Origin of the sequence: Prolixibacter sp. SD074 (assembly GCF_009617895.1) — a bacterium.
In the GTDB taxonomy this organism is placed as follows: Bacteria; Bacteroidota; Bacteroidia; order Bacteroidales; family Prolixibacteraceae; genus Prolixibacter.
This window is the reverse complement of sequence record NZ_BLAW01000001.1, coordinates 1-19758: the sequence shown is the minus strand read 5'-3', so window position 1 is coordinate 19758 and position 19758 is coordinate 1. Positions and strand designations below refer to the sequence as shown.

Sequence of the window (19758 nt, the reverse complement as noted above, 5' to 3'; positions counted from 1 at the left end):
ACCGTACATCATGACTCAAAAAATTCAAATAAATATCAACGGGCTCCCGGTAACAGTAAAACCCGGAACCACCATTTTGGAAGCGGCAAGTAAAGCGAATGTCACCATTCCCACATTGTGCTACCACAAAGACTTATGCGTTGCCGGTAACTGCCGTGTTTGTGTGGTAGAAGTGGCCGGTCAGAAACGTCTGTCAGCAGCCTGCGCCACACCTTGCGAAGATGGGATGGATATCCTGACCAACAGCCTAAAGGTGCGGAATTCGAGAAAACACATCATCGAGCTCCTCCTTTCGGAACACAACGCCGATTGTACCAAGTGTTACAAAAATGGTAAATGCGAGCTGCAATCACTGGCATCGGAATACAAGATCATGACGCAGGACTTTATCGAACTCCTGCCCTGGAAAAACTACACCATCGACATGATCTCACCTAGTATCATCAAAGATGACAGCAAGTGTATCCGTTGTCAACGTTGTGTACGTACCTGTGCAGAACTTCAGGGAGTAAATGCCCTTACGGTTGCTTATAAAGGCGATAAAATGAAAATCTCCACCTTCTTCGAGAAAGCCATGAATGACGTGGTTTGTACCAACTGCGGACAATGTGTGAACCGTTGTCCCACCGGTGCCCTGATCGAAAAGAACTATGTGGAAGAAGTTTGGGATGCTATCTCCGACCCGAAAAAACATGTGGTTGTTCAAACCGCCCCGGCTGTCCGTGTCGGATTGGGTGAAGACCTGGGATTCGAACCGGGTAGTCGTGTTACCGGCAAAATGGTTGCTGCCCTCAAACGCTTAGGTTTTGATTCGGTACTGGATACCGATTTTACTGCCGACCTGACCATCATGGAAGAAGGCACCGAGCTGCTTACCCGACTGAAAAAAGCGCTTGTGGATAACGACAAAGAAGTCAGGCTTCCAATGGCTACTTCCTGCTCACCCGGATGGATCAAGTACATTGAGCACATGTATCCCGAATATTTGCCCAACCTCTCGACCTGTAAGTCGCCTCAACAGATGTTCGGTGCATTGGCAAAAACCTATTATGCCAAAGCACGAAACCTCGAGCCAGATAAGATCGTTTCGGTTTCCATCATGCCGTGTATAGCAAAGAAATTCGAAGCGGCTCGTCCCGAAATGCATGCCAGTGGCTATCGGGATGTCGATTACGTTCTTACGACCCGCGAGCTATCCATTATGATTAAACAAGCTGGCATCGATTTCATGCAGATGGAAGACATGGAGTTTGACCGGCTGATGGGCGAATCAACAGGTGCCGGCGCCATCTTCGGTGTAACTGGTGGAGTTATGGAAGCAGCGCTTCGCACGGCTTATGAACTGGTTACCGGAAGACCGGTGCCATTCGAGAACCTGAACATCACCCCTGTCAGGGGCATGGAAGGCATCAGGGAAGCCACCGTTAAAATTGAAAAACCATTGAAAGAGTGGAAATTCCTGGACGGTGTTGAACTTCACTGTGCTATTGCCCACGGCTTGATTAATGCCAAAACGGTGATGGATGCCGTGAAAGCCGGAAAAGCCAATTTCCACTTCCTGGAAGTGATGGCCTGTCCGGGCGGTTGCCTTGGCGGTGGCGGACAACCCATCCCGACGAATTCAGAGATTAGGGAAAAACGGGCGAAAGCCATTTATGAAGAAGATGCGGGTAAGCCCGTTCGCAAATCGCACGAAAACCCCGAAATTCAAAAAATTTATAAGGATTTTCTGGGCGAACCGCTTAGTGAAGTCTCTCATCATTTACTTCATACTACTTATACGCCGCGACAGCGTTTCTAATGTCGTAAAATTGATTTGACGCTTTGAAACCCCGGTTGTCACCCGACCGGGTTTTTATCTCCATTTTCAGTTATCTCCGGACACCAGGAGAACCTGTCAAAAATCTTGTAATGAGAAGGTTTTTCGTGATTCCGATCATGCTGTTCTCACCGGGGAAATATATACCTTTGTTATATAAAACCAACCAATCATGCAATATCAGACAGCGGCAGCGTGGAAGAAAGACGTTATTGTCAGGGACGAAATTGATAAGTACCTGATTGACGGGAAAGATTTTATTGACGAAGAAAAGATTCATGCACAAATTGCGAATGCCAAAAATCCCGATCCGGAATACATTCGTGAAATTCTGAAGAAATCACGCTCAATAAAAACGCTGGCCCCGGAGGAAACTGCCGCCCTCCTCAATGTCGAACCGCCCGAGCTGTGGGACGAAATCAACGAAGCAGCGCTCCAGGTAAAGAAAAAAGTTTACGATAACCGAATCGTATTTTTTGCACCACTCTATTGTTCCAATCTTTGTGTCAACAATTGCGAGTATTGTGGTTTCCGGGAAGATAACCGCAATGAAACGAGACGTATTCTTACCCAGGATGAAATCCGCAGAGAAACCGAATCAGTTATAGATGAAGGCCACAAACGTCTGATCCTGGTGTTCGGCGAACATCCGCGTTCGGATGTGGATTACATGGTCGACACCATAAATACCGTTTATTCCGTTTACCGCGATGCACCGGTATCGGGCAGGGAAGCCAACATCCGCCGGGTGAATATCAACGCAGCACCGATGAGCTCCGCCAAGCTGACAAGATTGAAAGATGCAGGAATCGGTACATACCAGGTTTTCCAGGAAACATACCATCACGAAACTTATAACAAAGTACATCCCGTCAATACACTGAAAGGTGATTACCGCTGGCGTCTATATGCTTTGCACCGTGCTATGGATGCCGGCCTTGATGATGTAGCTATCGGCGCACTTTTCGGATTGTACGACTGGCGCTTCGAAGTGATGGGACTGTTGTATCATACCATCGATTTGGAAAACCGCTTTGGTGTAGGACCGCATACCATTTCTTTCCCGAGAATTACGCCTGCATCCGGTTCGTCGTTGAGTAATAATCTACCACACCAGGTTTCAGACGAAGACTTCAAAAAACTGGTAGCCGTATTGAGGTTGTCGGTTCCAACGGCTGGCCTGATTGTAACGGCCCGGGAAAAAGCAGAACTGAAAAAAGAAGTCATTAATCTGGGCTGTACCCAAACTGATGCTTCTACCCGGATTGGAATCGGCGCTTATTCCGACCAGAAAACAGAAGCGGATCTGGACAAAAAGCAATTCACCATTGGCGATCCGCGCGATCTGGACGACGTGATCCGCGAAGTAGCTGAATTGGGCTATATTTCATCATTCTGTACGGCAGGCTATCGCTGCGGAAGAACCGGTGAAACCATTATGGGAATGCTGAGCCACTGCGTGGAAGGTAAATTCTGTAAACTCAATGCGGTACTGACTTTCCGGGAATACCTAAACGATTATGCCTCGCCTGAAACCAAAACCATTGGCGAAGAATTGATTCTGAAGGAAATTGCCGAAATTGAAGCAGGACCTTATTTCGCCGAACGGCCTCACCTGATGGAGAAATTCAGGGCTGAGTACAAGGACATTCTTCTAGGCAAAAGAGATTTGTATCTCTGATTGAATTCATGTAAAAATCTCATATCAACCGTCGGATAATTTCCGGCGGTTTCCTTTTTCCCGCAAAAGGTAAAATATCCGGTCGTTTCAGCGTTTTTCTATCTGCTTTTTATTATTTACACAAACTCAAACTACTGGTTCAAAGCTCATATAACAAACAAAATTCTATTTTATTTAACATAAATTCTATATTTTATCACTGATTAATGTAAATTTGTTAGAACTACATTATCAACTCAAAACTATGAACAAGGGAACAGTTAAGTTCTTTAACAGAACCAAAGGCTTTGGTTTTATTAAAGACGCAGAATCAGACAATGAGTATTTTGTCCACGTAACCGGATTGATCGACGAAATACAAGAAAACGATGAAGTTACTTTCGAACTGAAAGAAGGTAAAAAAGGACTGAATGCAGTAAATGTTAAACTACTATAGTTTATTTCATTTCAGAACATCTTTCCAGCCTCGCCATCTTGGCCGAGGCTTTCTTTTTTATAAAAAACAAAACCCTTTCCATGAAACGAGTATGTTACTACTGCTAAAAACGCTTTAAATAGTTAATTTTCGCAACATACGAGTTCCATTCGACCATTTAAAAAAATAAATTTTAATCGAATGAAAAGAAGAAGCTTTTTCAAAACAGCTGCCATTGGCGGGGCAGCATTTTCACTGTCTCCATTGGCCGCCTGCGAGGACAAATCAGGAAAAACAGCTGCACCAACTGCTGATTTCACCCGGTTCGAATTCAACGAGGTGACCATTGAGCAACTTCAGCAAAAGATGAAAAGCGGCGAACTTACCACCGAACAGCTGACCAACAAATACCTGGGACGAATTAAGGCCGTCGATCAAAACGGCCCGTCACTCCACACCGTCATCGAACTGAATCCCGATGCCATTACCATTGCAAGAAAACTGGATGAAGAACGAAAAGCCGGAAAAGTGAGAGGCCCGTTGCATGGAATTCCCATTTTGATAAAAGACAACATCGATACCGGCGATAAGATGCAAACTACGGCCGGATCGCTGGCCCTGGAAGGCAATCACCCCAAGAACGACGCTTTTATTGTCGCAAAACTTCGGGAAGCCGGCGCTGTTTTGCTGGGGAAAACCAACCTCAGCGAATGGGCCAACTTCCGTTCCAATCATTCCTCAAGCGGATGGAGCGGCCGCGGTGGCCAGACCTGTAATCCATATGTGGTCGATCGCTCACCCTGTGGCTCCAGTTCCGGTTCCGGAGCTGCCGTTTCGTCGAACTTTTGCGCCATTGCCATCGGGACCGAAACGGATGGTTCCATTGTTTGTCCTTCCGGGATAAACGGGGTGGTAGGCATCAAACCAACGGTTGGACTGTGGTCACGCCACGGCATCATTCCCATTTCGCACAGCCAGGATACCGCCGGACCGATGGCCCGAAGCGTTACGGATGCAGCCACACTTTTGGGACCGTTGGTTGGCGACGATGCCAACGACAAATCCACCATGCCTGCTTCCAAATGGAAAGGGACCGATTATACGCAGTTCCTGGATAAAAACGGACTAAACGGGGCACGAATTGGTATCATAAAAGATTACTTCGGGTTTAACCCGGATGTGGATACGCTCATGGACCAGGCGATGGATGCCATGAAGCTACAGGGAGCCGAACTGGTGGATCTGGAACCCATGAAAGATCAGAAGGAATGGTCCAAAGCCGAATGGACAGTTATGGTTTACGAGTTCAAAAACGACCTGAATAAATACCTTGCTGAACATCCTGAAGCTCCCAGGAAAAACCTGAAGGAACTCATCGAGTTTAACAAGCAGAACAATGCTAAAGAATTGCAATGGTCCGACCAGGCGATTTTCATTACTGCTGAAGAGAAAACACCTTCGGAGAAAGAGTACCTGAACGCACTCAAGATTACCAAAACCCTTCCGGCAAAATATATCGACAGCGCCATGAAGAAGCACAACCTGAATGCATTGATTGCACCAACGAATGGCCCCTCGTGGACCATCGACCGGTTAAATGGCGATCATTTTGGTGGTGGAAGCTCGGATTTGGCCGCTGTTTCGGGATATCCGAGTATTACCGTGCCGTCCGGATTTGTCCACGAATTACCTATCGGTCTTTCCTTTGTCGGTACAGCGTGGTCGGAACCGGAACTGATCAAACTGGCTTATTCTTTCGAGCAGGCTACCAAATTAAGGCAGGCGCCGAAGTTTATTCCGTCGTTGTTAAACCAGCTGGGGTTTTCCCTGTTTTTATAAACCGTGATCTAATAAAGTTTCTCTGCCTGTGCAATGGATTTTACCGTACGAATGGTAAAGCTGTATTGATAGCTTTTGGCCGATAACCGGTACGGCGGATGGGCAATGGCTTGGGCGCTCCAGGTATCGTCGCCGCCAACACCCAATTGCTTGTAGTCGATGTGAACGGTGAAGAAATCGCGAACCTGCACCTCATCAATGTGTTTTGCCTGCTCCAAATCGGGTGCGGTGTAAGGCCACACGCTGAAATCGACCTTCGCCCCTCCCCGGACCATCAAACCTCCGTTTTTCCCGGCAAGGGCAAACCAGCGAACATCGCTCCGGTTACCGTTTTCCTGCGGACGCACATATTTGTATTGCAAATCGCTGGTCGGTGTTTTATACAAGGCCAGTTTGGCGCCTGATTTCCGGTCCCAGTAATTTTCCCACGGCCCTTTTCCGTAATACGCCGTTTCGGTCAACGTTCCCGGAACTTCCACCGTAAAGCCAAAGCGTGGCAAATCGGGCGCGTTGTCACCTTTCAATACATCGGCCGACACCTGAAGCGTTCCGTTTTCTTCCACCAGATAGTGCACCTTCAGTGTCGATGCATCCACCGGCAGCCTATAGGTACAAACAACACCTGATTGATTCTCGTCAATGGTTGCCGACTGAAGGGTCATATGGGCAACCGCGTCTTTCCAAACACGCATGTCGCGGAAAATATGATTACCACCAGCCAGATCATTATCTGTTGGCACACGCCAGAAGTCAGGCTTCAACGGACTAACGAACTGTTCTTTGCCATTCACTTTATAGGACGAAACGGCTCCCTTCGCCTTATCAACCACTACCGTGAAGTTCTTTCCCGACAAGGTAATATGGTTGCCATTTTCGGTGGCTCTCGCCTTACCGGAAACTACCGCAGCCGGTTTCACTTTGTGTCCCGGAAGGGTAAATTCATTCCAGGCAATTTCGAACCCGGCATCGGCCCACAGCGTTTTCTTCGCCAAATCCCAGCTGATATTCAGAACGTACTCAGCATCCTTCTTCAGTTTGTCTTGATCGACCGGAACATGGAAACGGGCATTCTCTCCCGGAGCACAAGCAGGCGCCGGAATGATACCATGCTGCACCTCAACACCGTTTTCCCGTAACAACCACTTGAGCGTATAGGGTTCCAGGCCCGTAAAGTCCTGCCGGTTCACTACCGTGAAATCGAAATTCTTCAGGTCAACCGGACTGACACTGATGGGCTGGAATACATGTTTGCACTCCCACAAGGCTGGTTTGGCCGTGCGATCGGGAGCAACAATACCATTAATACAGAAGTTTCCGTCGTTGGGCTTGTCGCCGAAATCGCCTCCATAGGCCCAGTAAGGTTTACCGTCTTTATCCTTCTCTAGGATGCCCTGATCAATCCAGTCCCAGATAAAACCACCCATCAGGTTGGGATGCGAACGGATGACCTCCCAGTATTTTTTCAAATCGCCGGTGGAGTTGCCCATGGAGTGGGCGTATTCACACATCACGATGGGGCGGTGAACCCAGGGGCTTTTCGCCAATCCTTCGAGCAAAGCTGGCGACGGATACATCCGGCTGATAACATCGACCCATTGCCTATCGGTTGGATTGGCATCATAGGGCCGTTTCCAATATCCTTGCTGTTAACCGGCACATAATCCGGACTGGCCGGATCGCCCTGCGCTCCTTCGTAGTGAATCAACCGGGCCGGGTCGTAACTGCGAATCCAACCGGCCATTGCCGCATGGTTCGGGCCTACCCCCGATTCGTTTCCAAGCGACCAACCGATAATGGCCGGGTGATTTTTGTCCCGTTCCACCATCCTGACGGCACGATCCACAAATGCGTATGTCCAGGAGGTATTGTTGGTGAAATAGCCAGTCAGGCCATGTGTTTCCAGATCGGTTTCATCCAGAACATAAATACCGTATTTGTCGCACATATCGTAGAAATACGGATCGTTCGGATAATGCGAAGTACGCACCGCATTCAGGTTGAAGCGCTTCATCAGAAGAATATCGTCGAGCATCTCCTTCCGGGTAACCGCCTTTCCATTCACGTCGCTGTGATCGTGCCGGTTCACGCCGTATAGCTTCACCGGACGGCCGTTGACCTTGAATACGCCGTGGTTCCACTCAACTTTCCGGAACCCCACATGCGTACTGGTCGCATCCACAACGTTGCCATCAGCATCCTTCAGGGTTACAACCAATATGTAGAGGTACGGATTCTCGGCCGACCATTTCACCGGATTGGTAATATGCGTTTTCAGCAAAGCAAATGGTACGTTGTCGCGCTGTGGGACACTTTCGTGCAAAATATGATTCACCAAGATACTCATCTCCCCGTTCTTTACTTTGTTTCCCTGCTCGTTATACAATTGTGCACTAAATGTCCATCCCTTTGGATCGGTATCATCCGGTACTTTTACGCGCGGCCGGATTTGCAGCTCGGCATCTTTGTATGCCGCATCCAAATCGGTGCGAACAGCCAGATCATATATATTCACTTTGGGCTGAGCCACCAGGTACACTTCCCGGTGAATACCGCTCATCCGCCAATGGTCCTGATCTTCCAGGTAACTGCCGTCGCTCCAGCGGTACACCTGCACCGCCACCCGGTTCTTTCCGGGTACGATATAATCAGTAATATCAAACTCGTCCGGAAGCCGGCTTCCCTGGCTATACCCCGCTTTTTGTCCGTTCACCCACACATACATGGCCGACGAAACGCCGCCAAAGTGTAAGATTACTTCCCGGTCTTTCCAGTTATCAGGCACATCAAAGTCGCGGATGTATGAACCGACCGGATTGTCCCGAAGGATATACGGTGGTTTTGCCGGGAAAGGATAAGTAATGTTGGTATAAATCGGGGTACCGTATCCTTTCATTTCCCAGCTTGATGGCACCGAAATGTTGTCCCAAGCAGAAGCATCAAACCCCTTTTTCGCGAAATCGGTAGTTGCTCCTTCGGCTTTAGGAACGAAATAAAATTTCCAGGTCCCATTCAACGATTCGTACCATTGCGAATTGTCCCGCTCCATGGTCAGGGCTGTTTTCACATCCTGAAACGGATACAGCGTGGCATGCGCTTCCATTTTGTTCCGTTCAATCATGCGCGGATTTTCCCAATCCTTCGGATATTTTTTGCCCGAAAGAAGCCAGCGACAGAAGCGTCAACAAAAAAGTAATCAGTGATATTCTTTTCATCATTAGGCAGGATTTATGTACTGTTTTGAGTGTGTAAAATAAGAAGTTTGGCGCAAATATCCAACCAGTACCTACCAGTTTGCGTTAGTCAAATTTCTCCACATCGAATGAGATACAACTTCTCCTTTCATTGAAAGATTTAGGAAGAGAACAAGGAATGTTTCAAGTCTCGCTCGGTATTCCCGGTAGCGTCCAGATAAAAGTCCTGAATAGAGTGAAAGTTAACGAGGAAATAGTGAAACGATAGTTTGGGAGAAATACCTTCTACCTCATGAAAGACCTAATGCTTCAATAACACTTTGAAGTAGGCCGGAATATCCGTCTCAAAACCATGGTTTCTTTCGTAAATGGGTGGGTCAGCTTTAAGGAAGCCGAATGGAGCGCCAGTCGTTTGACGCCTCGATCTTTTACTCCGTACATTTTATCGCCGGCCACCGGATGTCCCTCTTCCGAAAACTGGACCCTGATCTGGTTCTTCGTTCCGGTAAAAAGATCGATTTCCAGCAAGCTAAGCTGGTCCGATTCCCTGACGACCCGGTAACCGGTTTTCGAAAACTTTCCCTTTCGGATTATTGATGGAGTACATCCGGTGCAACTGGTTCTCCACCAAATAAAGGTAATGATGCCTTCTTTTTCGGCCAGCTGACCGTGAACAACCGCGTAATACGTTTTATGAAACGTTGCCCAGTTATCCTGTAAATACCGTTTGGCGGGTTCACTCTTCGCAAAACCAATACTCCGGAGGTTTCCCTGTCCAGCCGATGTACAATAAATATCCGGCTCTTAGAGCGGGGATTTCCTTTTTTCACATAGTCGGTCAGCAGAAAATAAGCGGTATTCTCCTTTTCCCTGGCGGTACTCATCGTGAGCAAACCATTCATCTTATTGACTACCAAAATATCCCGATCCTCATAAAGAATGGTTAATCCCTTGGGTTCGTGTTTCTTTGAAGGCCGTTTAACTGAGGTCTGTTTTTCCTGCATCGCTATGATTTATGGAGGCAAAGGTAGTATTAAAGTGGCAACATTTCGCCGCTGGTCTTTCTGTCGAATTTTTACGTTAATTTATCCAACGCCTGCTGAATGTCTTCTTTCATATCCTCAACATCTTCCGGTCCAACCCCAGGCGCACATTTGTATCCGGTATCTTAAACGCTTCCTCCATTTCCTCCGAAAGATCGCAGTATATCGTTGATGACGGGTGAATAATTATCGTGTTGCCCCGGGCTGTCCCCAAGATTCGGATAAATTACAAATATGCTTCCAAGAGCGAATTAATATGAAGATATATTGTAGTTTTACTCCCCACGAATTAATTTTGTTGACGTGGATTATAATACAACGAATGAAAAAGCGATATTCTGTTATAAAGGTTCAGGATATTATATCCCTGAAAAAAGAGTATTAAATGAAGATTTTCTGCATAATGAATTTTATGATTCTGATGGGAATAAATAAATACCCGAATGAAGAAATAATAAAAAATTTGAGAAAATAACTGGGATCAGAGAACGAAGTATGTTACTGCGACCTGCAAGCTTCTGATATAGCATCTTTTGCAGCAAAAGATGCTATCCTAAATTCAGGGGTTAATAAAGAAAGCCTTGATTATATTATTGTCGCACATAATTTCGGGGATGTACAAAATAATAATCGAAAGTCAGACCTGCTTCCCAGCCTGGCAGCCCGGGTTAAAAATAAATTAGGTATCGAAAACCCAAAAACCATCGCATTTGATGTGCCTTTTGGTTGTCCCGGATGGCTCATGGGTATGATACAGGCAGATTATTTCCTTCGATCCGGTGATGCAAAAAGGGCGTTAATAATAGGGGCGGAAACCCTCTCACGCATATCCGACCCATACGACAGAGATAGTATGATTTATTCTGACGGTGCCGGCGCGACCATTCTGGAAGCGATTGAGAGTGATGAGCCTGTTGGAATTCTCTCCCACGCTTCCCGATCAGATATGTTAAATCATTTTCCTGCTTCGGATGGGCAAATCGAACAACCCGGATTATCAAGGGAATGAATTATTTTTAAAAATGCATGGGCGTAAATTATGAATATGCATTAAATACGGTTCCGATGGTTGTAAAAGAAGCCCTTGAAAAAGCAAAAATAGAATTGGAACAGATAGATAAAGTATTGATACATCAGGCGAATGCCAAAATGGACGATGCCATACTGACAGGCTTGTTCAAGCTCTATAATAAAAAAGAAATTCCTAAACATATTATGCCAATGACCATAGCCGAACTCGGAAATAGTTCGGTGGCAACGATTCCTACTTTGCTTAGTTTGCTACTTGATAACCAATTGACTGATCAGAAGGTGACAAATGGAAACATACTGGTGTTTGCTTCTGTTGGGGCTGGAATGAATATTAATTCATTGGTCTATAAAATGCCATAGGCATTCTAAAGCTTTACGATATAAAAATTCCCTTTCCAATCCGCTTGGTTGGTTAATTACACGGCGTGGTAATCTGCCCCTCGGAAATTGACTAGAGCTGGGCAACGTTTTTTTTGTTACCGGCTACAAACTAAAAGAGCATCCCGGGCGGGATGCTCTTTTGAGAAACCAATCTTAAAACCTAATAATTATCTTTCAGCCACGACCAAATACCTGGAAGCTTTCCAGAATTCTTCAGGGTTTGTAATCGTGATGGCTTCAACTTCGTTGTCCTTTTGCTCGATTTTGTACGAGTCAGCCGGGTGTGCTGTTACCATGTTGATTTTCTCCCATTCACCGGAATCGTTGTCGTCTTGGTGATATCGATGGCCGTAAATTTCGACGGATCGATTTGGTCGTTTAACTTGTTTGTCCTTCCAATTCCCAGTAAGCCTCCTGTGGCTGAAATAACATGCTGATCCCTCAGCTCCTTTGTCGTACCGGTTACGTAGTAAGCGGTATGAAGTCTATCTGTCTTTTCGTTCAGTAATTTTCCTTTCAACTGATTTTCTGCAGAGAGCGATTGAACTGTATCATTTCAACTCGGCAACCTGTCCATTCAGGTTATCCACTTTTCCGTTCAGAGCAGCAACCTGAGATGTCAGGTTAGCAACCGACTCCTCTTTTTCCTGAATCTGTCTCTGCAGACTTTCAGTCAATTTCTTCAGTTTTGAATTGCGGTACCAACTATTTTTCAGTTTATTGTTCAAATCGGCCAAATCAGCTTTATTCTTATTCAGCTGGCTTTTCACCAAATTCAAATCATTCAACACCTGCGTTTTTGAATCAGCAGTCTGTTCTCCCGCAGCCTGTACCGAAATCAATTTCTCTTTTACCTTAATTGAATCGAGGTTGGCAGCAATGGCCTGAAACGATTCAACAAAATCGTTGATGGTGGAATCACGCTTCTGCGCTATTTGGGTCAGTTGTGCATTTTCTTCCTTCAACTTTTTTAATTCCTTTTGATTACATGCCGTAAAAAAAGGCAACACGAGCAAAATAATAACTAGCTTCCTCATTTCTTTATTCACTTTCGTTTTCGTCCAATAATTAATATCAAATCACCTGTTAACTAATAAGGGAATATTATGCCAAAACTTTCAGCGATATTTCCCTACCTGAACAACCCGACATAAGCAATTAGAAATCAACCGGGAATAGACTAATAAATATTATTCGGGAAAATACCGGCTCGGCAAGTTCTATAAGGGTTGTGGGACAGATTCCACACTTTGTGGAATTAAATTCCACACATCGATAACCTTTCCACAGTTCGCCACACCACGCGGCATGGACAGGAGAATTGTTGTACGGAAAAAATGTAAAGTACTACCGGGAGGAAACCTTCATCCGCTTTTGAAAATGAAGTGAATCGCCCCACTTGCCATAGCCAATCACTCCTTCGGCCAGCGCAATGCGGGCATCCAGGCACCCTTTGCACTGTTCCGGTTCCTCCCCAACACAGGGCTTGTTCTGGTAAAGTGCGTAATCGTTTGCGATACATGCCGGGGGTAATATTGGGCATAATCACATTGGCACCCACTTTCACAGCTTTTTCACGCCCCAGCGGATCGATGGCCTGCAACGCTGTTGCCGCCGCAATGTTGATGTCGGGCATGAGCAATCGCAAAACGGCAATCATTTTCAGCGAAAGCTCAAAGCGGTGTTGCAATGGCATCAAATGTATCGCGAAATGCATACAGAGGCGTTTCGGCATGCTCGAGATACGGCCCCATGCCTACCATGTCGATATCGAAAGTTTTAAAAAAAGAGCAGGTCATCGGCCAGATTTTCGAGGGTTTGAAAAGGCAGGCCAATCATCACACCGGTGCCGGTCTGGTAACCGGTTTCCTGCAGCGACTGCAGGCAGGCTAAAACGAGTATCAAAATCATGTAATGAATCGTTTGGATGGATTCGTCGGTACAGTTCCGGAGTTGATGACTCGATGCGCAGCAGATAGCGGTGTGCGCCAGCTTCGAACCAGCGGCGGTACACTTCGGGCGATTGTTCGCCCAGCGATATGGTGATGCCAAGCTCGCCATTGCTCAACCGCTTGATTTCGCGCAACAGGTTTTCTACCCGGTTGGCAAACGCAGGTGAGGCTAATTCTCCCGATTGTAACACCAACGAACCGTAGCGATTCTCCCAGGCAAAACGGCCGCTGTCAGAATGTCCTCATCGGAAAGGTTGTAGCGATGCACCCCGTCATTATCCTTCCGGATGCCGCAATAGTAGCAGTTTTTTATCGCATACGTTTGAAACTCCACCAAGCCGCGAAAGTAAACTTCATGCCCGGTGTGTTCAGCTTTCACTTCGGCAGCTTTCCTGAAAAGGTTCATCTTCGCCTCTCCTTCCAGCGAAAGCAGGCGGATGATTTCCTCACGGGAAAAACCGGACTGTGCTAATATGTTATCGATATCATTCATGGTTACGGTGCGGTAAAAATACCATAATCTTTCATAGTAAGATATGATTTTCTTCCGGCAACTTCGCCCAAATTTTGATAGTCTGCCTGTTTCTTTACAGGAAGACCGATTGAACTACCAGCCAATCTGAATTGTTGATGATAAGTGACGAACACAATATTCATCCCCCATGAAGAATGCGTTGTATTACGAAAGGGCGGGCCAGAACATTGTCCGGTGTAAGTTATGCCCACACTACTGCATCATAAATGAAGGGAAACGCGGGGCCTGCCGGGTTCGGAAAAATGTGGGCGGAGACTTGTATACCGAAATTTTTGAGAAGGTAGCCGCATACGGTTCCGACCCTATCGAGAAGAAGCCGCTCTATCACTTCTATCCCGGAAGTAAAATCCTCTCCATTGGCACCATTGGCTGTAACCTGAAGTGTTCGTTTTGCCAGAACTACCGTATCTCGCAGGTATCGCCCGACGAATTTGACAACTTTAAATTATTTCAACCGAAGAGTTGGTACAGATTGCGCTAAGCGATGAGGACAACCTCGGAATTGCTTTTACCTACAGCGAACCCGGTATTGCTTATGAATACATGTACGAAATTTCCAAACGGGCGCTGAATACGCGTTTGAAAACCGTGATGGTGACCAATGGCTACATCAACAAGGCTCCTCTGTTAAGGCTTCTGCCCTATATCGACGCTTTCAATGTCGATCTGAAAGCCTTTTCGGAGAACTTTTATCACAAAATGACGCGTGCCAGACTGGAACCCGTGAAGAACAGCATCCGCATCATTGCGCAATCTGAGAGCCATCTGGAGCTGACCAACTGGTCATTCCCGGGATGAACGATGACTTTGATGAATTTGAAGAGATGGTTCGCTGGATAGCCGGGGAAACCGGAAAAGATACGCCACTGCATCTATCCCGCTATTTCCCTGCTTTCAAACAGAACATTGCAGCCACACCGGTGAATACGCTACTCGATTTATTTGAAATCGCTGTGCGGCATTTGAATTACGTTTACTTGGGAAATGTAGGGGATGACCGCCGCAGCTCTACTTTCTGCAGTAAATGCCACCAGCGGGTCATCGACCGATCAGGTTACTACACCGAGATTTCCGGACTCGATAAAAAAGGGAACTGCACCAATTGCCATCACCACATCATCGATTATATCTAGGTTAAGCGCTCAACGCCTCCCCATTCATTCGTTGTCAATTCTTTTAAAAAGAATACCTTTGCGCTGATTTTTATTACGCATGAAGGAAAAAGTTGTAGTCGGATTATCGGGCGGCGTCGATTCGAGCGTTGCCGCATACCTGCTCAAGCAGCAAGGTTATGAAGTGATTGGTGTGTTCATGATTAACTGGAAAGAACGCACCGGACGGGCGAGTTGTACCTGGGAGGATGATATCACCTTTGCAGAGATGATTGCCAAAAAGCTGGATATCCCCTTCCACGTAGTCGATTTGTCGGATTTCTACCGGAAAAGGGTAGTCGATTATATGTTCGAGGAGTACGGGAAAGGGCATACGCCCAACCCGGACGTGCTCTGCAATCGCGAAATCAAGTTCGACATGTTCATGGAAAAGGCTATGGAACTGGGTGCCGACTACGTGGCCACCGGACATTATTGCCGGAAAGCCGAGGTAGTGAAGGATGGAAAAACATACTATCGCTTGCTGCTGGCCGGTTCCGACCCAAACAAGGACCAGAGTTATTTCCTGTGTCAGCTCAACCAGGAACAACTGGCTAAGTCCATATTCCCGATAGGCCATTTGCTGAAGCCTGATGTGCGTGAAATTGCCCGTGAACAGGGATTGATAACTGCCGAACGAAAGGATTCACAGGGAATCTGCTTTGTGGGAAAAGTGGACTTGCCCGTTTTCTTCAGCAAAAGCTGGAACCGAAAAAGGGCAACGTGATTGAAATTCCGGCCAACTTTATGGCCCGGAAAAAGGGAGTGGAAAAAACACCGGACAATTTCAAAAAACTATGCTATGCCTTCCCTTACAAACCGTGGAACGGGAAAGTAATCGGCGAGCACAACGGTGCCCAGTTTTATACCATCGGGCAACGGAAAGGATTGAATATAGGCGGTTATGCTGAACCTCTCTTCGTGTTGGCCACCGACATTAACCGGAACATTATTTATGTGGGCGAAGGAAAATCACATCCCGGGCTGTACCGTCCCGGGCTGTTTGTTCCCAAAGAAGATACTCACTGGATTAGACCCGACCTGGAAATTCCGGTGGGAGAAGAAAAGGATTTTCTCTTCCGGATACGGTATCGTCAGCCTCTCGAAAAAGGACGGATGTACATGCGCGAAGAAGGCCTCTACGTTATTTTCGAAGAAGAACAGCGCGGCATTACAGCCGGGCAGTTTGTAGCCTGGTACACCGACGATGAGCAAATTGGTTCGGGTGTGATTGAATGATTTTGGACCCGGATTATCGGCTCATTCTTCCCCGGCAATAGCTCCGTCACCTTTCTGAATGGGAATATATCGTAACGATGGCGATTCGATGAATTCACCCAATCCAAGGTTGGGCCACATTTCATCCACTTTCCGGATGGTTTCCATGGACGAGACCACCGGATTGGGCCAGTCGCGTTTGAAATTATCGAGCGAACCGGATTTGCGTGTTCCGTCCAGTACCAGGTGAGAAACATCTCTTCGCTTCCCCCTTCAAAGATTTGGGAATCGCGTTTGGGATCGATGTTGCCCGAAACATACCAACCCACCGCATTCATGTCACGGATATCAAGCTCTTCATCAACAATGGCAATGAATTTAACTCCCTTGAATGCTTTGTTTTCGGTCAACTTTTCACCCAGCGCTTTCACCATTCCCGGTTTGATTTTTCTTAACCGACACGACCACGAACGAAATGCCCATATCGAGCAATCCGGCATTGATATCGTGTACTTCCGGAATTTCCTTTTTTATGTCTTTTACAGAAACAACGGAACTCGCCGGAACGGAGTAGTTATCAAGTTCGTTATATAGTTCCTCTTCGTACTTGTGGGTGGCATCGATACCCATTTTGGAACCGTACGCAAATTTAGAAGCAGAATGGTCGAGCACATCCATCGGTCCTTGCGTGAAATAAATGTCGTGTGCCGGATCGACGACCCGGGACACCATCCGGGCAATTTCAGGATAATTGTGAATGTCGGTTTGGCCATCAGCCACAATCATCACTTTGTTGAACATCATGGCCGGCGCCCCACATGGCATTCATTACCTTCGCTGCCTGTCCGGCAAATGTCTTATCAATTTTCGAAATGGCCAGGTTGTGTGCAACTCCCGCCGGTGTAATTCCATGTCTTCCATTTCCGGGATCATGGTCAGCTTCATCGGGCTAAGGAAAATGCGCTCCGTAGCGCGACCGATGTACGCATCTTCCTGCGGAGGGATACCAACAATGGTAGCCGGATAAACGGCATCCTTCCGGTGGTTATACAGGTAACATGAAACTTGGGGTACCAGTCGGCCAGCGAATAAAATCCAGTGTGATCGCCAAACGGTCCTTCCCAGATAAAATCCTCTTCCGGGTCTACATATCCTTCGATAACAAAATCGGCATTTGAGGGAATTTCCAGATCGTTGGTGATACATTTTACCAGCTCCACTCTTTTCTTTCGTAAAAAGCCCGCTAGAAGGTACTCGTCGATGTTATCGGGTAGCGGGGCAGTGGCTGCATACGTGTATGCCGGGTCGCCGCCCAAGACGACGGAAATGGGCATGCGCTCGCCCCTTTTCTTATACTCGTTGAAATGGCGTGCCCCGGTTTTGTGTTTGTGCCAGTGCATTCCGGTTAAATTCGGACCAAAAACCTGCATGCGGTACATTCCAACATTGCGAACGCCTGTTTCCGGATCACGGGTCACCACACAACAAGGCAACGTAACAAACGGACCGCCATCGGCCGGCCAGCAGGTCAGTACCGGTAACTTCCCCATATCCGGCTCTTTCATTACAACTTCCTGGCATTTCCCTTTTCCGGATACGGATTTCGGCATCCACGAAGAAATCTGCCCCAGCATGGGGAGCATCCGGAGTTTTTCCATTAAACCGGCTTTGGGGCTCACCAGTTTCTTAAACAACGACTCAATTTCGTCGCCAATGGCATTCAGGTTATCGGCACCCAACGCCAGCGCCATCCGGTTATTTGAACCAAAAGCGTTAATCAGAACCGGAAAATCAGTCCCGGTATTTTCAAATAACAGCGCTTTCCCCCCTTCGGGTGATTTGGATACCCTGTCAACAATTTCGGGTATTTCCAACACCGGGTTAACGTACCCACTAATTCTGATTAACTCTCCTTTTCGCTCTAAAAGGTCGATATATTCATGAATTCCCTGAAATGCCATTTTCAAAAATTTTGATATAAAAATAGGGGATTTTAGCAATCCCCCATCTTTTCATAAAAACAATCGTATTATCATATGCCCGCCTGCTCTTTGAACCAATGCAGGGTTTGTGATTTCGGACGCTCGATAGGCAACGCATAAATTCGGTCCCAAACCAACTGAGCCAATACGCCCAAAGCCCGGCTGACACCAAACATCACGGTATAGAAGAAATACTCGTCGATACCATAATGAGTCAAAAGCGATCCGGAATAAGCATCCACATTCGGCCAGGGATTTTTCACCTTACCCAGCGATTGCAATACAGGAGGAACGACTTCATACATGCAGTTCACCACATCAATCAGGTGATCATCTTTAATGTACTTCTCTGCGAATTTTTTCTGAGCGGTATAACGTGGATCAGTTACACGCAAAACAGCATGTCCGAATCCGGGAATTACTTTTCCTTCTGAAATGTAGTTCTTCACATAATTCGCAATTTCTTTTTTTCGTCATCTGCACATCCACATGGCCCAATTTCTTCGAGCATACCTTTTATCCAGCGAATCACTTCCTGATTGGCATAACCATGAAGCGGTCCTGCTAATCCTGTCATACCAGCGGCATACGCATAAAACGGATTACTCAATGCTGAAGACACCAGGTGGGTTGTGTGAGCCGATACGTTTCCTCCTTCATGGTCAGCGTGTAGGAATAGGTACAAACGGAACAAACGATAGACTTCTTCACTATCGTATCCCATCATGTGCGCAAAATTGGCTGCCCAATCGAGTTTCGGATTTGGCGGAATGATGTCACCGCCCTGATAGTTGCGCCGATAAATATAAGCGGCAATTGTCGGCAACTGGGCAATCAAATTCATGACATCTTCATAAGTTGTATCCCAGTATTCATCTTTCGGGACACCTTCACGATAGGCTTTCTGAAACAGTGATTCTGTGGCCATAGCCATAATACCAGTACTGAATTGTGTCATCGGCTTACTGGTAGGAGGTAAAGCATTGATCACATCGAAAACGTGCCCCGGAACTTTATTCCGCTTGGTCCATTCGTTTGTCAAATACTGAACATCTTCAACCGTCGGCAGCTCGTCCAATAACATTAAAATAAAATAAGCCCTCCGGCAAAGGTTCTCCTTCCGGATTTAGCTTGGGAAGCTTCTCCTGCAATTCGGGGATCGAATAGCCCCGGAAACGAATACCGCTTTCCGGATCCAGCTTCGAAGTAACAGTGAGCAAACTTGTAACGCCTTTCATGCCCGTCAGCACCTGGCCCATCGAAACGGTATCCAGCTGCAGATCACCGTGCTCCTTCGCCAGTTTTTTTTACAATTTGTCTCTCCTGATTCCCTTTTTTAGGAGTTTTTCCTTGATATAGTCCATAGTAATAGGTGTGAGTTGTTCTCAAATCTAATTAATTTATTTAAATATTCTCAATATTTCAAACCCTGTCAATTCTGTATCATAACAAAAAAACGTTAAAAGGTTTGATGATTTGAGCGCCAATTCCTATAGAAACCTATCCTGTAAAGCAAAAA

General features: G+C 46.6%; 24 protein-coding genes and 3 pseudogenes. 11 read left to right on the top strand and 16 right to left on the bottom strand.

Annotated elements, in window-relative coordinates:
- Positions 1 to 10: 10 nt before the first annotated feature.
- From GJU82_RS00090 to GJU82_RS00075, 4 genes are all read left to right on the top strand, one after another.
- The gene (locus GJU82_RS00090; protein WP_153630286.1) at positions 11 to 1801 is read left to right on the top strand and encodes an NADH-dependent [FeFe] hydrogenase, group A6; all 1791 of its coding nucleotides are present in this window, start codon (positions 11 to 13) and stop codon (positions 1799 to 1801) included.
- Between the two features lie 190 nt (positions 1802 to 1991).
- Positions 1992 to 3500 (top strand): [FeFe] hydrogenase H-cluster radical SAM maturase HydG, encoded by a 1509-nt coding sequence (gene hydG, locus GJU82_RS00085; RefSeq protein WP_153630285.1) that lies wholly within the window; start codon positions 1992 to 1994, stop codon positions 3498 to 3500.
- Positions 3501 to 3744: 244 nt separating this feature from the next.
- Complete coding sequence (locus GJU82_RS00080) at positions 3745 to 3936, top strand: cold-shock protein (protein ID WP_106540221.1); 192 nt, start codon at positions 3745 to 3747, stop codon at positions 3934 to 3936.
- Positions 3937 to 4116: 180 nt separating this feature from the next.
- Positions 4117 to 5754 (top strand): amidase, encoded by a 1638-nt coding sequence (locus tag GJU82_RS00075; RefSeq protein WP_153630284.1) that lies wholly within the window; start codon positions 4117 to 4119, stop codon positions 5752 to 5754.
- Between the two features lie 8 nt (positions 5755 to 5762).
- Here the strand turns inward: GJU82_RS00075 and GJU82_RS17630 are convergent, their stop codons facing one another.
- From GJU82_RS17630 to GJU82_RS17800, 3 genes and pseudogenes are all read right to left on the bottom strand, one after another.
- Entirely contained in the window at positions 5763 to 7328 is a 1566-nt protein-coding gene (locus tag GJU82_RS17630) for a glycoside hydrolase family 2 TIM barrel-domain containing protein (RefSeq protein WP_153630283.1), read from the bottom strand.
- Positions 7262 to 8872: a glycoside hydrolase family 2 TIM barrel-domain containing protein gene (locus tag GJU82_RS00065; RefSeq protein ID WP_153630282.1), complete on the bottom strand. Its 1611-nt coding sequence runs from the start codon at positions 8870 to 8872 to the stop codon at positions 7262 to 7264. The genes GJU82_RS17630 and GJU82_RS00065 overlap by 67 nt, the downstream gene beginning before the upstream one ends.
- Before the next feature lie 382 nt (positions 8873 to 9254).
- A pseudogene (locus GJU82_RS17800) lies at positions 9255 to 9829 on the bottom strand (RluA family pseudouridine synthase).
- 901 nt (positions 9830 to 10730) lie between these two features.
- Between GJU82_RS17800 and GJU82_RS17275 the strand changes: the two are divergent.
- Together GJU82_RS17275 and GJU82_RS17270 are read left to right on the top strand one after the other, a co-directional pair.
- Complete coding sequence (locus GJU82_RS17275) at positions 10731 to 10997, top strand: hypothetical protein (protein WP_255473903.1); 267 nt, start codon at positions 10731 to 10733, stop codon at positions 10995 to 10997.
- 56 nt (positions 10998 to 11053) lie between these two features.
- The gene (locus tag GJU82_RS17270; protein WP_228488487.1) at positions 11054 to 11380 is read left to right on the top strand and encodes a 3-oxoacyl-[acyl-carrier-protein] synthase III C-terminal domain-containing protein; all 327 of its coding nucleotides are present in this window, start codon (positions 11054 to 11056) and stop codon (positions 11378 to 11380) included.
- A gap of 188 nt (positions 11381 to 11568) precedes the next feature.
- Here the strand turns inward: GJU82_RS17270 and GJU82_RS17625 are convergent, their stop codons facing one another.
- The 6 genes from GJU82_RS17625 to GJU82_RS17255 all read right to left on the bottom strand — a co-directional run bounded on the left by GJU82_RS17625 (position 11569) and on the right by GJU82_RS17255 (position 13846).
- Complete coding sequence (locus GJU82_RS17625) at positions 11569 to 11697, bottom strand: hypothetical protein (protein ID WP_255473902.1); 129 nt, start codon at positions 11695 to 11697, stop codon at positions 11569 to 11571.
- Entirely contained in the window at positions 11691 to 11921 is a 231-nt protein-coding gene (locus GJU82_RS00050) for a hypothetical protein (RefSeq protein WP_153630281.1), read from the bottom strand. Before GJU82_RS00050 ends, GJU82_RS17625 begins: the two co-directional genes overlap by 7 nt.
- A gap of 31 nt (positions 11922 to 11952) precedes the next feature.
- A complete protein-coding gene (locus GJU82_RS00045) occupies positions 11953 to 12438 on the bottom strand; it encodes a hypothetical protein (protein ID WP_153630280.1) in 486 nt (161 codons plus the stop codon).
- Between the two features lie 221 nt (positions 12439 to 12659).
- Positions 12660 to 13118 (bottom strand): hypothetical protein, encoded by a 459-nt coding sequence (locus GJU82_RS17265; protein ID WP_228488486.1) that lies wholly within the window; start codon positions 13116 to 13118, stop codon positions 12660 to 12662.
- Between the two features lie 62 nt (positions 13119 to 13180).
- Positions 13181 to 13462, bottom strand: a complete 282-nt coding sequence (locus GJU82_RS17260; RefSeq protein WP_228488485.1) for a hypothetical protein — start codon at positions 13460 to 13462, stop codon at positions 13181 to 13183.
- A gap of 60 nt (positions 13463 to 13522) precedes the next feature.
- Positions 13523 to 13846, bottom strand: a complete 324-nt coding sequence (locus GJU82_RS17255; RefSeq protein WP_228488484.1) for a hypothetical protein — start codon at positions 13844 to 13846, stop codon at positions 13523 to 13525.
- A gap of 169 nt (positions 13847 to 14015) precedes the next feature.
- Here GJU82_RS17255 and GJU82_RS17250 point away from each other — a divergent pair, with 169 nt between their 5' ends.
- The 5 genes from GJU82_RS17250 (at position 14016) to GJU82_RS17230 (ending at position 16278) form a co-directional block, all read left to right on the top strand.
- Positions 14016 to 14369 carry a hypothetical protein gene (locus GJU82_RS17250; protein ID WP_153630279.1) on the top strand — a complete coding sequence of 118 codons (354 nt, stop codon included), beginning with the start codon at positions 14016 to 14018 and terminating at the stop codon, positions 14367 to 14369.
- Complete coding sequence (locus GJU82_RS17245) at positions 14351 to 14686, top strand: radical SAM protein (RefSeq protein WP_153630278.1); 336 nt, start codon at positions 14351 to 14353, stop codon at positions 14684 to 14686. The genes GJU82_RS17250 and GJU82_RS17245 overlap by 19 nt, the downstream gene beginning before the upstream one ends.
- On the top strand, positions 14683 to 15021 hold the full coding sequence (locus tag GJU82_RS17240; RefSeq protein WP_153630277.1) for a hypothetical protein: 339 nt from the start codon (positions 14683 to 14685) through the stop codon (positions 15019 to 15021). Before GJU82_RS17245 ends, GJU82_RS17240 begins: the two co-directional genes overlap by 4 nt.
- Before the next feature lie 79 nt (positions 15022 to 15100).
- The gene (gene mnmA, locus GJU82_RS17235; RefSeq protein ID WP_228488483.1) at positions 15101 to 15766 is read left to right on the top strand and encodes a tRNA 2-thiouridine(34) synthase MnmA; all 666 of its coding nucleotides are present in this window, start codon (positions 15101 to 15103) and stop codon (positions 15764 to 15766) included.
- A complete protein-coding gene (locus tag GJU82_RS17230; protein WP_255473901.1) occupies positions 15763 to 16278 on the top strand; it encodes a tRNA methyl transferase PRC-barrel domain-containing protein in 516 nt (171 codons plus the stop codon). Before mnmA ends, GJU82_RS17230 begins: the two co-directional genes overlap by 4 nt.
- A gap of 21 nt (positions 16279 to 16299) precedes the next feature.
- Here GJU82_RS17230 and GJU82_RS17620 read toward each other — a convergent pair whose 3' ends face one another.
- From GJU82_RS17620 to GJU82_RS17225, 7 genes and pseudogenes are all read right to left on the bottom strand, one after another.
- Entirely contained in the window at positions 16300 to 16425 is a 126-nt protein-coding gene (locus tag GJU82_RS17620; RefSeq protein ID WP_255473900.1) for a hypothetical protein, read from the bottom strand.
- 161 nt (positions 16426 to 16586) lie between these two features.
- Positions 16587 to 16691, bottom strand: a pseudogene (locus GJU82_RS17795) (hypothetical protein); the annotation flags it as partial.
- Positions 16672 to 17122, bottom strand: a pseudogene (locus GJU82_RS17615) (hypothetical protein). The pseudogenes GJU82_RS17615 and GJU82_RS17795, both read right to left, overlap by 20 nt.
- Positions 17123 to 17198: 76 nt before the next feature.
- Positions 17199 to 18218: a UbiD family decarboxylase gene (locus GJU82_RS00010; RefSeq protein WP_255473898.1), complete on the bottom strand. Its 1020-nt coding sequence runs from the start codon at positions 18216 to 18218 to the stop codon at positions 17199 to 17201.
- Between the two features lie 71 nt (positions 18219 to 18289).
- Positions 18290 to 18688, bottom strand: a complete 399-nt coding sequence (locus tag GJU82_RS17610; RefSeq protein ID WP_255473897.1) for a citrate/2-methylcitrate synthase — start codon at positions 18686 to 18688, stop codon at positions 18290 to 18292.
- On the bottom strand, positions 18685 to 19317 hold the full coding sequence (locus GJU82_RS17605; RefSeq protein WP_255473896.1) for a citrate/2-methylcitrate synthase: 633 nt from the start codon (positions 19315 to 19317) through the stop codon (positions 18685 to 18687). Before GJU82_RS17605 ends, GJU82_RS17610 begins: the two co-directional genes overlap by 4 nt.
- Positions 19295 to 19498, bottom strand: coding sequence for a hypothetical protein (locus GJU82_RS17225; protein WP_228488482.1), 204 nt, complete (start codon positions 19496 to 19498; stop codon positions 19295 to 19297). The genes GJU82_RS17605 and GJU82_RS17225 overlap by 23 nt, the downstream gene beginning before the upstream one ends.
- Positions 19499 to 19758 lie beyond the last annotated feature (260 nt).